Annotated in this window: 11 protein-coding genes; 7 read left to right on the forward strand and 4 right to left on the reverse strand. The window is 72.2% G+C overall.

Going from position 1 to position 15,391, the window contains the following annotated elements; translation table 11 throughout:
- Positions 1 to 130: 130 nt before the first annotated feature.
- The gene (locus ACZ6CV_RS15810) at positions 131 to 1,282 is read right to left on the reverse strand and encodes an MFS transporter (RefSeq protein WP_469251489.1); all 1,152 of its coding nucleotides are present in this window, start codon (positions 1,280 to 1,282) and stop codon (positions 131 to 133) included.
- 441 nt (positions 1,283 to 1,723) lie between these two features.
- Between ACZ6CV_RS15810 and ACZ6CV_RS15815 the strand changes: the two genes are divergently transcribed.
- The 7 genes from ACZ6CV_RS15815 to ACZ6CV_RS15845 all read left to right on the forward strand — a co-directional run bounded on the left by ACZ6CV_RS15815 (position 1,724) and on the right by ACZ6CV_RS15845 (position 8,840).
- On the forward strand, positions 1,724 to 2,494 hold the full coding sequence (locus tag ACZ6CV_RS15815) for an AraC family transcriptional regulator (protein ID WP_469251490.1): 771 nt from the start codon (positions 1,724 to 1,726) through the stop codon (positions 2,492 to 2,494).
- 124 nt (positions 2,495 to 2,618) lie between these two features.
- Positions 2,619 to 3,851: an NAD(P)/FAD-dependent oxidoreductase gene (locus ACZ6CV_RS15820; RefSeq protein ID WP_469251335.1), complete on the forward strand. Its 1,233-nt coding sequence runs from the start codon at positions 2,619 to 2,621 to the stop codon at positions 3,849 to 3,851.
- Positions 3,852 to 3,963: 112 nt separating this feature from the next.
- Positions 3,964 to 4,278: a (2Fe-2S)-binding protein gene (locus tag ACZ6CV_RS15825; protein ID WP_469251491.1), complete on the forward strand. Its 315-nt coding sequence runs from the start codon at positions 3,964 to 3,966 to the stop codon at positions 4,276 to 4,278.
- Positions 4,259 to 6,076: an FAD-dependent oxidoreductase gene (locus ACZ6CV_RS15830; RefSeq protein ID WP_469251336.1), complete on the forward strand. Its 1,818-nt coding sequence runs from the start codon at positions 4,259 to 4,261 to the stop codon at positions 6,074 to 6,076. Before ACZ6CV_RS15825 ends, ACZ6CV_RS15830 begins: the two co-directional genes overlap by 20 nt.
- Positions 6,073 to 6,981, forward strand: coding sequence for a dihydrodipicolinate synthase family protein (locus ACZ6CV_RS15835; RefSeq protein ID WP_469251337.1), 909 nt, complete (start codon positions 6,073 to 6,075; stop codon positions 6,979 to 6,981). The genes ACZ6CV_RS15830 and ACZ6CV_RS15835 overlap by 4 nt, the downstream gene beginning before the upstream one ends.
- Before the next feature lie 68 nt (positions 6,982 to 7,049).
- On the forward strand, positions 7,050 to 8,054 hold the full coding sequence (locus ACZ6CV_RS15840) for a proline racemase family protein (protein WP_469251338.1): 1,005 nt from the start codon (positions 7,050 to 7,052) through the stop codon (positions 8,052 to 8,054).
- Between the two features lie 90 nt (positions 8,055 to 8,144).
- Positions 8,145 to 8,840 carry a GntR family transcriptional regulator gene (locus ACZ6CV_RS15845; protein ID WP_469251339.1) on the forward strand — a complete coding sequence of 232 codons (696 nt, stop codon included), beginning with the start codon at positions 8,145 to 8,147 and terminating at the stop codon, positions 8,838 to 8,840.
- Between the two features lie 283 nt (positions 8,841 to 9,123).
- Here ACZ6CV_RS15845 and ACZ6CV_RS15850 read toward each other — a convergent pair whose 3' ends face one another.
- The 3 genes from ACZ6CV_RS15850 to pglZ are packed head-to-tail and all read right to left on the reverse strand — an operon-like array spanning position 9,124 to position 15,388.
- Positions 9,124 to 11,265 carry a DEAD/DEAH box helicase gene (locus ACZ6CV_RS15850; protein ID WP_469251340.1) on the reverse strand — a complete coding sequence of 714 codons (2,142 nt, stop codon included), beginning with the start codon at positions 11,263 to 11,265 and terminating at the stop codon, positions 9,124 to 9,126.
- Positions 11,262 to 12,590 (reverse strand): BREX system ATP-binding protein BrxD, encoded by a 1,329-nt coding sequence (gene brxD, locus ACZ6CV_RS15855; protein ID WP_469251341.1) that lies wholly within the window; start codon positions 12,588 to 12,590, stop codon positions 11,262 to 11,264. The genes ACZ6CV_RS15850 and brxD overlap by 4 nt, the downstream gene beginning before the upstream one ends.
- A complete protein-coding gene (gene pglZ / locus ACZ6CV_RS15860; RefSeq protein WP_469251342.1) occupies positions 12,587 to 15,388 on the reverse strand; it encodes a BREX-2 system phosphatase PglZ in 2,802 nt (933 codons plus the stop codon). Before pglZ ends, brxD begins: the two co-directional genes overlap by 4 nt.
- Positions 15,389 to 15,391 lie beyond the last annotated feature (3 nt).

The raw sequence follows: 15,391 nt of genomic DNA on the forward strand, positions 1-15,391 counted from the left end.
TGTGGGGTGGAGGTCATGCATCGGGAGTTCAACTCACCTTCATTCAGCGGCACTTGTACGCGTGCCGCTGAACCATGTGATGCGTAACGTAGTAATGTGAAATTGCACTGACAACCCCTCAGACACCAACTCACCGGGAGGACGTCACCACCGCCCCCGGCTCACGCAGCGTCCGCAGCAGGAGCCAGCCCAGGGCCGGCAGCGCGATCAGCGGTGCGAGCGCCGCCCGCAGGGAGACCGCGTCGGCGACCGCCCCGATCAGCGGACTCGCCAGCCCGCCGATGCTCACGGTCAGCCCCAGGGTGACGCCGCTCGCGGTGCCCATGCGTCGGGGCAGGTAGTCCTGCCCGAGGGTGATGTGCAGGGAGAACGGCACGTACAGACCGGCCGAGGCGAGCGCGACGAAGACGTACAGGAGGGGCCCGGGGACGAACACGACCCCGGCCACCGCCAGGACCGTCGAGGCGTACGACCACCGGACCACCGGCAGCCGGCCGTACCGCGCGGCGAGCCGGCCGCCCGCGACGGTGCCGACCGCGCCGCCCAGGTAGAGCACGAACAGGGCCACGGTTCCGGCGACTTGGCCTCCGCCCGCGCGCTCCCGCACGTACAGCGCGATGAACGTACTCAGGCCGGTGAAGACGATGGAACGGCAGACGATGGCGCCGGTCAGCCTGACGAACGACGGCCAGTCGTCGTCGCCGGACACGACCGCGCCCGCCACGCCCCCCTCACCGTCGGCCGCCGCCTCCCTCGCCCGGACACTCCGCAGCGCGGCCACGCACAGCCCCGCCCCCGCCAGCGCGGGGACCACGAGGAGCGGCGACGCGCGCAGGCCGCCCGTGGCGACGACGGCGGAGACCAGCAGGGGCGCGGCGGCGAAACCGACGTTGCCGCCCAGCGAGAACCAGCTCATCGCGGTGTGGCTGCCGCGGCTCGCCTGCCGCGCCACCCGCGCGGCCTCCGGGTGGTACGCGGCGACGCCGATCCCGGACACGGCGACGGCGAGCAGCGTCAACGCGTAGTTCCCGCCGACCCCGGCGAGGGCCACACCGGACCCGCCCACAAGTGCGCTGACCGGCAGCAGCCACGGCATGGCCCACCGGTCGGTGAGCGCGCCGAACAGCGGCTGCACCACCGACGAGAGCAGCGAGGCCGCGAGGACGACGCCGGACGCGGCGGCGTAGGTGTAGGCGCGCTCCGAGACGAAGAACGGGACCAGGGCGGCGACGGCTCCCTGGTAGACGTCCACGCAGGCGTGGCCGAGCGAGAGCAGGAGGATGGGGCGGCCGGCGCGCGGCGGCCGGGCCGCCTTCGCCGGGTGGACGTGCCGACGGGGGCGTGAGCGCTGGTTGATGGACATCGCCTCATCGTCACCAGCGACCACCGTGGCCCGCTTCCGATAAAGTGCCATCTTGTGCCGAACTCCCGCCACGAGCGCCGCGAGCGCCGCGAGCCCCGCGAGCCCCGCGAGCCCCGCGAGCCCCGCGAGGAAGCGTCGGCCTCCCGCCAGGAGCGCCACGAGCCACGCGGGGAAGCGTCGACCTTCCGCGACGAGTGCCGCGGGGAAACGCCGACCTCACGCGACGAGCGCCGCCGGGAAGCACCGGCCTCCCGCGACGAACCCCGCCGGGAAGCGCCGACCTCCCGCCACACGGCCCCCGAGCTCCGCCCCGAGGACACCGAACGTATCGCCACGCCCCTCACCGCGAGGCGCGGCCCCATGTCCCGCCCCGAAGCGACGCACCCCATCCGCCACGCCCCCGAAGCCCCCACCGTCACCCGCGAGATGGCCCCCGGCGAGCGCATCGACGCCCACCGCCACGACGACCACCAGATCGTCTACGCGGGCTCCGGCGTCGTGGCGGTCACCACCGACGGCGGCACCTGGTTCGCGCCGGGCACCCGCGCCATCTGGGTCCCCGCCGGGTGCACGCACGCCCACCGCGCCCACGGCCACCTCGCCCTGCACCTGGTCGGGCTGCCCGCCGCCACGAACCCGCTCGGCCTCGACGCCCCGACCGTGCTCGCCGTCAGCCCGCTGCTGCGCGAACTGATCCTCGCCTGCACCCGCACACCTCCCGAGGAACCCCCGTCCCCGGAGCGGCTCCGGCTGCGTGCCGTGCTCCTCGACCAGTTGCGCGCGTCGCCGCAGGAGCCGATCCAGTTGCCCACCCCCTCGGACCCGCGCCTCGCGGCCGTCTGCGCCCTGCTGGGACGCGACCCCGCGGACCGTCGCGGTCTGGCGGAGCTGGCCTCGGCGGTCGGCGCGGGCGAACGTACGCTGAGCCGCCTTTTCCGCGGCGAGTTGGGCATGACGTTCCCCCAGTGGCGCACCCAATTGCGCCTCTACCACGCGCTTCGCATGCTCGCCGACGGCCTGCCCGTCACGGTGGTCGCGCACCGCTGCGGATGGGCGTCCACCAGCGCGTTCATCGATGTGTTCCGCCGGGCCTACGGCTACACACCCGGGACGCACCACCGCAGAGCGTGACTCCAGGGCGGCACGGGGCCCGATCCCCGGAGGGGCCCACCTCCGACCAACTCCCTTTCGTACCGCTGACCTTGGCGACGCACGACCCCTTGGCAGCACCAGTGCCATGTGAAATATTACTGCCGTGCTCACGGGACACTCGTCCGGATCACCGGACCTCATCGTCGTGGGGGCGGGAGTGGTCGGCGCCGCCTGCGCCTACTACACCGTCCGCGCCGGCCTCCACGTCACCGTCATCGACCGCGGACCCGTCGCCGGCGGCACCACCGGAGCGGGCGAGGGCAACCTCCTCGTCTCCGACAAAGAGCCGGGCCCCGAACTCGAACTGGCCCTGCTTTCAGCCCGGTTGTGGCGCGAGCTCGCCGCCGAACTCCCCGCGGACATCGAGTACGAGGCGAAGGGCGGCGTGGTCGTCGCCTCGACCGAGCCGGGCCTCGTCGCGCTGCGCGACTTCGCCGCGGGCCAGACCTGCGCGGGCGTCGAGGCCGTCGAGGTGCCGGCGGACCGGCTCTCCGACCTCGAACCCCACCTGACCCCGGGCCTGGCGGGCGGCTTCCACTACCCGCAGGACGCACAGGTGCAGCCCGCCCTGGCGGCCGCGCACCTGTTACGGGCGGCCGCCGGCACCGGGCGCCTGACCCTGCGGCTCGGTGAGGAGGTCACCGCGGTCCTCACCGGACCACGGGGCGAGGTGCGAGGTGTGCGGACGCGCCGGGGCGAGGTGCGGGCGCCGCACGTGCTCAACGCGGCCGGTACGTGGGGCGGCCGGCTCGCCCGTCTGGCAGGTGTGGACCTGCCGGTCCTCCCCCGCCGCGGCTTCGTCCTCGTCACCGAACCGCTGCCGCGCGTGGTGCGCCACAAGGTGTACTCCGCCGACTATGTGGCCGACGTCGCGAGCGACTCCGCGGCGCTGCAGACCTCCGCCGTGGTCGAGGGCACCCCGGCGGGGCCCGTACTGATCGGGGCGAGCCGGGAGCGGGTGGGCTTCGACCGCACGCTGTCGGTGGAGGCCCTGCGGCGCCTCGCAGCCCAGGCCGTCGCGTTGTTCCCCGCCCTCGCCACGGTGCGGGCGATCCGCACCTACGCGGGGTTCCGCCCTTACTTGCCGGACCACCTCCCGGCGATCGGCCCCGACCCGCGGGCACCCGGCCTGCTGCACGCGTGCGGCCACGAGGGCGCGGGCATCGGCCTCGCCCCGGCGACGGGAGCGCTGGTCGCGGCGATGCTGACGGGGCGTGAACTCCCGGTGCGGGTGCAGCCGTTCGGTCCCGGGCGGTTCGCTTCGCCGCCCGCGACTCCGGCGTCCGACTCCGGCGTGCGGCGTTCACCCCGCGCCACGTCCATCCACGACGCCTGACGTGAGAGGAGCCGCCTTCGTGGCGCGTGACAAGCCCGACGACGACCGGACCCCGGCCGGTCTTGCGGGGGCCGGCCCCGCGGACCTGGTGCGGGCCGACCCCGCGGGCCGGGTGCGGACCACCCCCGCCGACCTCGTGGGGGCGACCCCTGCGGACACCTTCCCGATCACCTTCGACGGACGCCGAATCGACGCGCGGCCGGGTCAGTCCATCGCCGCGGTGCTGTGGTCCGCGGGGATCCTGGCCTGGCGGACCACCCGGGTCGGCGGCAGGCCACGCGGCGCGTTCTGCGGCATCGGCCAGTGCTACGACTGCCTCGCGACGGTCAACGGAGCGCCCAACCTGCGGGCCTGCCTGGTCACCGCACGCCCCGGTGACGCGGTCACGACCCAGGAGGGACACGGTCATGCCGGGTTCGACGCCTGAGCCCGGCGGTTCGCAACGGCCCGGGACTCGCCCCGACCGCCGGGAACGGTACGACGTGGCGGTGCTCGGCGCCGGGCCCGCCGGTCTCGCCGGTGCGGTGCGCGCCGCGGAACTCGGCCTGTCCGTCGCCCTGTTGGACTCTTCGGGGCAGCCCGGCGGCCAGTACTACCGCCACCCGCCCCCTGCCGCACGCGCCGCCCGGCCCGAGGCCCTCCACCACGACTGGCAGGTCTTCGCCGACCTGCGCGACCGCCTGACGTCAAGCAGCGCCACACAGCTGTTCGGGCACGACGTATGGACGATCACGCGAGCGGCCGAGGACGACTGGACCGTGCACGCCCTCGCCGATGAGGCAGACCCCAACTGCCGTACGGGGCAAGGGCGGCGCCCCGTCACCGTGCGGGCCCGCGCGATCCTCCTCGCCACCGGCTCGTACGAACGTCACCTCCCCTTCCCCGGCTGGACCCTGCCCGGCGTGGTGGGCGCGGGCGGCGCCCAGGCCATGCTCAAATCCGGTCTCGTACTGCCCGGAAGGCGTGTGGTCGTCGCGGGCAGTGGCCCTCTGCTGCTCGCCGTGGCCGCCTCCCTGACCTCGGCAGGGGCCCGGGTACCCGAACTGATCGAGGCTTCCGGCTATCTCGGTTACGCCCGCCGACCGGACGTACTCGCGGCGCAGCCAGGGAAGTTGACGGAGGCGGTCCGACACGGCACGGCTCTGCTCCGCCGCGGGGTACGGCTGCGCACCCGCCATGCGGTGACCGAGGCGCACGGCACGGACCGGGTGGAGGCGGTGACGGTGACGCGTCTCGACCGCGACTGGCGGCCGGTGCCGGGCACGGACCGCCGTATCGCCTGCGACGCGCTCGCCGTCGGCCACGGCCTGATCCCGCAGATCGACCTGGCGACGGCCCTCGGCTGCGCGACCCGGCGCACCGCCGACGGCACCCACGCACTGGAGCTCGGCCCGTTGCAGGAGACGTCACTGCGCGGGATGTGGTCGGCGGGCGAGACGACGGGGGTCGGAGGGGCGCAACTGGCTGTGGCGGAGGGCACGTTGGCGGGACTAGCCATCGCCGCCCGGCTGACGGGACGGTGCCCCGTAACGACCTCGCGCCCACGCGCCCGGGGTGACGTGAGCGCCTTGCGTGGCTTGCGTGCCTTGCGCACCCTGCGTGCCTTGCGCCGGAGCCGCGACCGCATGCGTGCCTTCGCGGACGTCATGGCCGCGGCGCACGCGCCGGGCCCCGGCTGGCCGGGGTGGCTCTCCGACGACACGGACGTGTGCCGCTGCGAGGAGGTCTCCGCGGGGCGCGTGCGCGAGGCCGTCAGGGAGTACGGCGCCCGTGACGCCCGCACCGTGAAGCTCCTGACCCGCGCGGGCATGGGCTGGTGCCAGGGCCGGATGTGCGGATCGGCCGTGGCGTGCCTCGTCGCATCCGCGACCCCACGGACCGGGGCGTTCACCTCGGCGCCGACCTCCGACCACCGACTGTCCGCCGAAGCGGAAGCGGAAGCCGAAGCCCGAGCGGAAGCCGAAGCCGACGACGCGCCCGCGCCCGCACCGGCCCCGGACCGCCGCCTCCTGGCCACACCGGTCCCGCTGGCCACCCTCGCCGCCCCGCCGGAGCCTCCGGGCACCTCACCCCAGGGGCACTCACCGCACGAGACGCCATTCGAAGCACCGTACAAAGCGCCGCAGGACACCGAAACCCCGGCCCCGCACGACTCCCCCACCCCATCCGCAACCACCACCTCCCCCGCCTCCCCTCCCCACCCGACAGAAGGGCAGCCGTCATGACCTCCGCCACCTGGACCCCCGACCGCCCCTGGCGCGGCATCATGGTCGCCACCGCGCTCCCCCTGCGCACGGACCTCTCCGTCGACTACGACGCCTACGCCGCGCACGTCCGCCACCTCATCGACAACGGGTGCGACGGCGTCGTCCCCAACGGCTCCCTCGGCGAGTACCAGACGCTCACCGACGACGAGCGCGCCCGCGTCGTCCGTACCGCCGTCGAGGCCGCGGGCGACGGAGCCCGCGTCATGCCCGGCGCCTCGGCCTACGGCAGCGCCGAGTCGCGCCGCTGGGCCGAGCAGGCCGCGGAGGCGGGCTGCGGCTCGGTGCTCCTGCTGCCGCCCAACACCTACCGCGCCGACGCACGGTCCGTACGCGACCACTACGCCGAGGCCGCAAAGGCCGGCCTGCCCGTGGTCGCCTACAACAACCCCCTGGACACCAGGGTCGACCTCACCCCGGACCTGCTGGCCGACCTGCACGGGGACGGCACCGTCGTCGCCGTGAAGGAGTTCAGCGGTGACGTCCGCAGGGCGTACGAGATCGCCGAACTCGCCCCGGACCTCGACCTGTTGATCGGCGCGGACGACGTGCTGCTCGAACTCGCCGTCGCGGGCGCGGTGGGCTGGATCGCCGGCTACCCGAACGCGTTCCCCGCCACCTGCGCCGAGCTCTACGCCGCCGCCTGCGCCCGGGACCTGGACACGGCGCTCCCCCTCTACCGCTCGCTCCACCCGCTCCTGCGCCAGGATTCCAAGACGGAGTTCGTGCAGTCCATCAAGCTCTCGATGGACATCGTGGGCCGGGTCGGCGGCCCGACACGACCGCCGCGCTCACCGCTGTCCGGCGCCACGGAAGCCCTGGTCCGGTCGGCCACCGAGAAAGCGATGGCGGCCGGCCACCACTGAGCCCCCCGTCTCGGCCACCACTGAGCCCCTGTCTCCACCGCCCGGCAGCAGCGAACCGGAAGGGATCCATGCGCACCCGTCACGTCTTCCACGCCGTCGACTCGCACACCGAGGGCATGCCCACGCGCGTGATCACCGGCGGCGTCGGGGTGATCCCCGGCGCCACCATGGCCGACCGCAGACTCCACTTCATCGAGCACCTGGACCAGCTGCGCACCCTGCTGATGTACGAGCCGCGCGGCCACTCCGCGATGAGCGGCGCGATCCTGCAGCCCCCGACCCGCCCCGACGCCGACTACGGAGTGCTCTACGTGGAGGTGTCCGGACTCCTGCCCATGTGCGGCCACGGCACCCTCGGCGTGGCCACCGTCCTCGTCGAGACCGGCATGGTGCGGGTGACCGAGCCGGTGACCACGGTCCGCCTGGACACCCCGGCCGGCCTGGTCTCCGTCGATGTGCAGGTGACCGACGGCGCCGCCACCTCGGCGACCCTCACCAACGTCCCCGCCTTCTGCGTCGGCCTGGGCCGCAAGGTCGACGTGCCGGGCCACGGCACGGTCACGTACGACATGGCGTACGGCGGCAACTTCTACGCGTTCGTACAACTCGACGCCCTGGAACTGCCGTTCGACCGGGCGCGCAAGGACGATCTGCTCGCCGCGGGCCTCGCCATCATGGACGCCATCAACGGCTCGCCGGATCGGCCGACCCACCCCGGACAGCCGGACATCACCGGGGTCAAGCACGTGTACCTGGCCGCGCCCGGCTCCGACGCCCACCGCTCGCGGCACGCCATGGCGATCCACCCGGGCTGGTTCGACCGCTCACCGTGCGGCACGGGCACCTCGGCTCGGATGGCGCAGCTGCACGCCCGCGGCGAACTCCCGCTGGACCACGACTTCGTCAACGAGTCCTTCATCGGCACGGAGTTCACCGGCCGCCTGGTGGCGCGCACAGAGGTGGCGGGCCTGGAGGCGGTCATCCCCCGCATCACCGGCCGCGCCTGGATCACGGGCACGGCCCAGTACTTCCTCGACCCCACCGACCCGTTCCCGGCGGGCTTCCTCCTCTGACCCAGCGGCCCCCGGCCCCGTCCCCAACTGACAACGTGACATTGTACTTTGGTGATCCGCGCGGGCGCGGGGACCACCGGAGGGGACACCATGGGCCACCTGAAGCAGAAGAACCTCATCACCACCAGGGAGCGGCTGCGCGACCAGGTCGGCCACGCCCTGCGGGCCGCCCTGATCTCCGGCGAGCTGCGCCCCGGCGAGATCTACTCCGCGCCCGGCCTCGCCGAGGACTTCGGCATCTCCGCGACGCCGGTCCGCGAGGCGATGCTCGACCTGGCCAGGGAGGGCCTGGTCGAGCCCGTCCGCAACAAGGGCTTCCGGGTCACCGAGGTCGACGAGCGCGACCTCGACCAGTACACGGAGATCCGCAGCCTGATCGAGGTCCCCATGATCGGCCGGATCACCCGCACCGCGGCCCGCGCGGACCTGGAGGTCCTGCGCCCGGTCGCCGAGGAGATCGTGCGGGCGGCCCGCGATCACGACCTCATCGGCTATCTGGAGGCCGACCGCCGCTTCCACCTGTCGCTCCTCGCCCTCTCGGGCAACGACCGCCTGGTCGAGACGGTCGGCGACCTCCGCAAGCGCTCCCGCCTCTACGGCCTGACGGCCCTGGACCAGCGCGACCAGCTGACCCCGTCGGCGGAGGAGCACATCGAACTCCTCGACCTGATGCTGGCCGGCGACGCGAAGGGCGCGGAGCGCTGCATGGCCCGACACCTGGGACACGTCCGTTCCCTCTGGGCCGAGAACGACGGCACGGCCCCGGCCCCTACCCCTGGCCGGTAGCGCCGCGCCCACAACGCAAAAGAACCCCAGGTGACCTGGGGTTCTTGCTGGTGGGTCGTTCACGAAATCCGCTGGCCAGGGTCGACGCCTCCAGCCAATCAAGCGATTCCCGGCGGCATTGAGAGCACTCCCGGATAGTTGTGTGCGCATGTAAATGCCGTCGATATTGTGCTGCCTTCTCTGCACCCTTTAAGCGCGTCAGAAAGTCGTGGATTCCGCATCTTGGCAGCCACCGTGCTGGCGATGACGACGTTGGCTTAGCCCGGCCCGGCGCACGGCAAGGTCAGGAGACTTGGCGCCCTGATCCGGTGAATCGTACGGCTTCCGCCAGGCTTGCCGCCGCCCCGTCCAGGTCCGCCAGACGGGCGGCCAGAGTGGCTTCCGCCAGTCGGGTGGGCAGCGCCGCGCTGAACTTCAGACCTTGCAAGGCCCGAGGATCCACCGCGGGCAGACCCATCCGATCCTTGGCATCCGCGGTGGCCTCCTTCCAGGCTTCGGGAGTGAGGTCCTCGCGGAGCCGGAGATGTGTGGCGGTAGGCCGCTGGAGAGGGTCGGCCACCGTGCTGAGCGTCGCGGCCAGTGTCGCGTTGGCTCGCTGACCGGCCCAGGTCCACCAGCGCACGCTGGTGTCCTTGCCGCCTCGCACAATCACCGTCCGCTCCGGGTGCACCAACTCCGTGCCGCTCTCACGGGCTTCGGCGAGTGCGGCCTGGGCGCGCCGAGTGAGGGTGACCGGCGGTGTCGCACCGAGAAGGACCTCGCGGGCCGCGCGCGTGAGCTCGTACGAGGCGACCCGTCCGCCGCCCAGCCCGCCCCAGCGGGCCCGCCCACCACCCTCGACAGGTTCGACGAAGCAGCGGCGCCGCGCCCAGTCGATGTAGGCCACCTCCCAGCTGCGTCCGGCGAGCAGCAGCCGTCGGGGGCCCGCTACCTCCTCCGTGAGCAGCGCCGGGTCTGTGGTGCCGATCTCGGTACGGCCTGCCAGGACGGTGAACTCGGGGGCGGCCGTGAACACCGCAGTCAGGTCCATGAAGTGGCGGAAGCCGAAGCGCTGTTCGGCCTCGGGGCCGATGAACAGCATTCCTCCGTCCCGGTCAAGGAATCCCTCCTCAACGAGGTGCCGGACGATCGGCTCGGCGGCGGGACCGAAGGGGCCGAGGCCACCCCACCACTCGGGCCAGAGGCGGTCGCCGACCCGATGCTCCTGCAGGCAGAGCGCCAGGATCTGCTGGGCGGCGATGTGGCGGGGCTCGGGCGGGGCGATCACCGGCTCGACCCAGCCCCGCGACCAGAGCAGGAGCAGCGCGGCGGAGGCGAGGAGGCCGTCCTCGTCGAGGGAGAGGAAAAGGCAGTTGCGGGTGGAACCGGCGCGGCGACCGGTCCGGCCGAGACGTTGCAGGAACGAGGCCACCTTGCCGGGTGCGTCGATCTGGATGACCCGGTCGAGGTCTCCTACGTCGATGCCGAGTTCGAGCGTGGAGGTGGAGACGATCACGCAGTCGCGGGCCTCGGCGAAGGCTTCCTCGGCCCGTCGTCGCTCGTCCACGGAGAGCGAGGCGTGCGAGAGGAAAGTGGTGACGCCCTTGGCCCGCAAAGATTCGCCGAGCTTCTCCACCTGTCGCCGTGACTCGCAGAAGACGAGGCGCTTTTCCCCCCGGTGCAGGGTGGCGATCACCTTGGCCGCGTTCTCCACTGAGCCCACGTAGTCGAGCTGAATGTCTCCAGGCGGCGGGAGGACGGGCTGCTTTTCGCGGAGGTGCGGGGCGACCACCGTGGCCGTCCTCCTGCCCCGGCCGGATCCCTGCAGCCAGCCGAGTAGCTCCTCCGGGTTGCCCACCGTGGCCGAGAGGCCGACGCGCTGAACCGGCCGTCCCACCACACGTTCCAGGCGTTCGAGGACGGCGAGAAGGTGCCAGCCCCGGTCATCCCCGGCGAAGGCGTGTACCTCGTCGACCACGATGGTGCGCAGCCCGGAGAAGAAGGCCCGGTGGTCGACGTTGGCGCTGACCAGCATGGCTTCGAGTGATTCGGGGGTGGTCAACAGGATGTCGGGCCGGTTGGTCAGGATCCGCCTGCGCTTGGGCTGCGAAACGTCCCCGTGCCACAAGGCGGCCGTGCGGCCCAGCCAGGCAGTGTAGGTCTCCAGCCGCGGCAGCAGGTTGTTGAGGAGCGCTTTCAGCGGACACACGTACAGCACCGAGGTGCCCGTCCACCGTTCCTGGGCCATCCGGGAAAGCAGCGGGAAAGAGACCGCCTCGGTTTTGCCGCCGGCGGTGGGCGCGAGGAGGATCGCGTCCGAGCCGTCGAGCAGCGGGACGATGGACTCCTCCTGCAGGGGCCGGAGTCCGGGCCAGCCCAGCGTGTTGACGATGTGGTGGACGAGGCCGGGGTGGAGCCGGTCGAGTGGCTCGGGTGCGCCCGTCACGACAGGTCCAGTTCAATCTCGTCGGCGTTGTCCGCCGCCGCGTTGCGTTCGACCTCGGTGAGTTCCGCCGTGCTGACGGTCAGCGCGTAGTGGGTGCGTGGGTCGAAGTCCTCAAACTCGTCGACCCGGTCGAGGACGTCTGCTACCAGTTTGCGCAGGAACAATCGGGGAGCGATGCCGGCCCGTCCGCCGAGGCGCCCGGTCATCGCGGTGGCCAGTTCGGAGATGTATGCGTGGTCGACGTGGGCGGCGATCCGATCCGGGTGGCGGGCCGCGCCCGCGTACAAGTCCCGTACTGCGCGGCCGAGTTCACCGAGTCGCTGCAGGTCGAAGCCGGTCAGCCGGAGCTGGACGGCGCGCGGGGAGTCGAAGCGCGTATCGGTGGAGAAGTCGGTGGCGAGCCGTTGGGCGAGCGGGGGGAGCCGTTGGACGCCCTGCTGGCCGTCGTAGAAGGCCGGGGTTCCGGTGATCACCAGGAAGAGGCCGGGGAAGCGTCCGGAGTCGATCTCGTCGAGGAGCTGACGCAGGGCGTTCAGCCCCTTCTCACGGACGTCCCCCCGCACCCGCTGGAGGGTTTCGATCTCATCGAGGACCACGAGGAGTCCGGGGTGGCCGCAGTCCCTGAGGACAGTGAGCAGCCCCTGGAGGAAGCCGAGGGCAGCGAAGTGGTCGAGGTCGCCGCGTACCCCCGCGGTGCGCCGGGCGGAGGCGGCGACCGACTTCTGGCCGCCGAGCCAAGCGATGACGGACTCGGCGGTCGCCGTGTCCCCGGCGACGACGGCCTTGCGGTAGCCGCGCAGGGCGGCGGAGAAGGCCGGGGTGGTACGGGCGACCATACGGAGCCGTTCCTCCAGGAGGTTCTCGACGGCGCTCTCCAAGGCGCCTGGATCCTCGGCGAGTTCCGGGTGGGCCTCGTCCACCTCCTCCTCCAGGGTGTAGAACCAGCCGTCCACGATGGCGCGCAAGGCACTGGCCGGTTCGGTGGCGGTGGTCAGGCGTTCGGTGAGGCGGCGGTAGACCGTCTCCAGTTTGTGCAGCGGTGTCTCGGTCTCCGAGATCTGGATCTCGGCGGTGGCGAACCCAGCCCGCTTGGCGCGTTCGGCGAGCCAGCGAGCGAAGAAGGTCTTGCCGGAGCCGTACTCGCCGCGGATCGCGTGGAAGGCGGCGCCGCCGCTCGCGGTGCCGGTGATCCGCTCATCCAGGGCCGGGGCGAAGCGGTCCAGGCCCACCGCAAAAAGGTCAAGCCCGGACTGGGGTACGGTGCCGCGCCGCAGTGCGTCCAGGACCTCCCTGCGGCGGGCTGCGCTCACACGTGCGGAGATCATCGGTTGCTCTCCCCTGCAGAACCTGTCTGGCCGGTGAGTTCGAACTGTTCGCGCAGGATGTCGCGGTCCAGGCGTACTCGGGTGCGGGAGTCGATCAGTCCGATGACCTCGTATCCCTCGATGTTGAGCATCCGGGTGAGCATGGTGACCAGCCCTTCGGGGCGCGTGTGCGTCCGACCACCAGAGGCGGTGACAGCGGCCTGGACGGCGGCGAGGGAGAGGGTGCCGCCTGCCGCGTCGAGTGCGTCGATGACGGCGGCCACCACTTTGCGCTCGGGGGCTTTGCGGACGTACTTGCCCTGGTTCTCGTAGATCTTGGTGGCGACCACCTGCTGTCCGAGGCTGACCCACTCAGGGACGGCGGGTGCGCTCTTTGCCGCAGGAGTCTTGACCGCATCATCGGCGAAGAGCTCACCCTCCTGAGGCCGTTGCTTCTTTTTGGGAGGCGTCGGTTTGCGGGCCGGTTCGACGTGGACGGGCGGTGCACCGGGGATCCCTTCGCGTGGCTTCCACCACTGCGGCTGTACGGACTCCGCCGACACCTCGCTCCAACCGGCTGGAGCGAACGTGGCAGAGGGGGTGAGAACGAGGATCGGCACGGTCATCTCTGCCAGGGACGCTCCGCCGTGGTAGCCCGCCTTGCGTGGGGTGTAGCGGATCCGCTCGTCCCAGGGGACGGTGACGCGGCCGTCGTTCTCCAGGACGCGGGGGCCGACCAGATGGACTTCTCCCTCCCCGGGAACCGTTCCGGTGCGCCATCGTGCGGATTCCACGCCTTCGGCGGACACCGGCCCTTCGCCGGGTGCAGACCGGTCCAGGACGTGACCGTGGTCGGCGACCAGAACCACCGGGCGGCCCTGGCCCCTGGCCCCGTTGAGGAGTTCCTGGAGATAGGTGATGTCGGCCACCGACCAAGCGGAGACGGAGCCCTGCTGCCCATGGTCAAGGCCGTCGTCGATGGTGTTGAGGACCACCGCGACCACGTCGTCCGAGGCGAGAGCGGCGACCAGGCGAGGGTGGAGCAGATGCCCGGGAGGGCCGGGAATGTCCGCCTTGTGGAAAAGTGAGGAGCCGAGACGGTGCCGGTCGCGCCAGAAGGCGGCGAAGCCATCATGCTCCACGCTCTGCCCGCCCACGGCCGGGCGTCCGGAGAGCAGGGTGGCCCTGCTGATCACCGTTACCGAGGGGATCATCGCGACGGCAGCAGCCCGCTGTCCGCCAGGCGCCAGTTCGCTCCAGCGGCCGGTGCCGGTCAGTTCCTCGCCGAGCTGGGCGGCGACCGCGCTGCTCATACCGTCGAGGATGATCAGGAGTGGCCGGGGCCGGTCCTTCTTTTTCGCAAGCGGAGCCACGATCTGTTCGAGGACGTCCTCGATGAGGAGCGCGCCCTCGGAGTGACCGGTCGTGGCGTGGGCTGCCCAGGGGGCCAGCTTCGCGGCGAAGGACTCGTCGAGGGAGCGGCGCCTGTGCTGCGCGGTGGCGTACAGGTCCCGATAGGCGCGGGCGAGTACGGGGTCGGCCTCGGTGTCGCCGGACCACAACTGTGTGAGAGCCCGGTCAATCAGTCCCCAGTCGGCCGCATGGGTGCGTACAGCCTGGTCGACGTCGGTCACCTGTGGCTCCGGCTCCTCCAGCCAGCGAGCGAGACGGACCGCCATCCCGGCGAGTTCGACCCGGTGCGCGGCGAACAGGGAAGCAGTGCGGTGGTCCCGTACGTGATCCCAGGCGGCCTGGGCGGCTTCGGCGCCGATGGGCAACGCCTCGGCGAGGCGCCCGAGTCGGGCCTGGAGGCCGGAGAGCAGGAAGGGGTTGTCCGCCAGGGCGTCGGTCAGGTGGGCGGCGTCGGCGAGTTCGTCGGCCTGTCGCAGCACCGCGAGGACTCGCTGTCTGGCCTGTTCGGCCGAGGCGCCGCGGCCGGCGGCCTCGTCGATCCAGCGGGTCAGGGCACCTTCCACCGCGCGGGCGTACGAGCGCAGTTCGCTGACCTTGGCGCCGGCCGCGCCGAAGAGAGTGCCGAGCGCCATGGCGGCGTCCGGGGAGGCGTTTTCCTCTGCGACCGCGGAGGCGAGCAAGCCGAGCGCGGTGGCCTCTGCGCCGCGGCCGTTCAGTGCGAGCCGGAGCAGGAGTGGAGCGGCGTCGCCGGCACTCTGCTCCAGCCAGCCCGCGATACCGGCCCGCTCGGTCTCCTCAAGGGCGGCGAACCGCTCGGGTCCGCCGGGGGTGCGGGACCAGGCGAGCAGCGCGTCCATGTCGACCGAGCCGCCGCCCTCGAAGACCTCGGTGAGGCCGAGTCGGCAGCCGACCAGGGCGCGCATCGCGGCGTCCAGGGTGAGGACGGCCCCGTGCTGAGGCCAGCCGCCGGAGGCCGGTTCGGCCGCGATCAGCGCGGCGGGCAGCCACAACCAAGGGTCACGCCGCATCCGAGGGTCCAGGTTAGCCGCCCCGAAGAGCTGCTTGACGATGTCGGCCTCGTCGACCTTGATGACGTGCGAGCGCACCATCTCGCCGACCAGATCGAGCCCAAGCCGCTCGTCGGGAACGTCGGTCGTCACCACAAGGACGTCCTGTTTGTCACCCCTGTCCTTGAGATGGGTCTGCCAGGCGTCGGTGACGCCCAGGGCCGAGGTGCTGTGCACGACCCGGACGGTGCGCCGCTCGCCGTCGCCGACAGCAAGCGTGAACTCCTCGGGGCTGCCCCCTGCGTATCTGCCCTGGACGAGCACGAGACGTCGCCCCTTGGCCTGGGGGAGGCGGGTGGTGAGAAGTCCGGCGACGACCCGTTGGTCGAGTTCCGGCACGAC

It is taken from the genome of Streptomyces sp. NPDC041713, assembly GCF_055591085.1.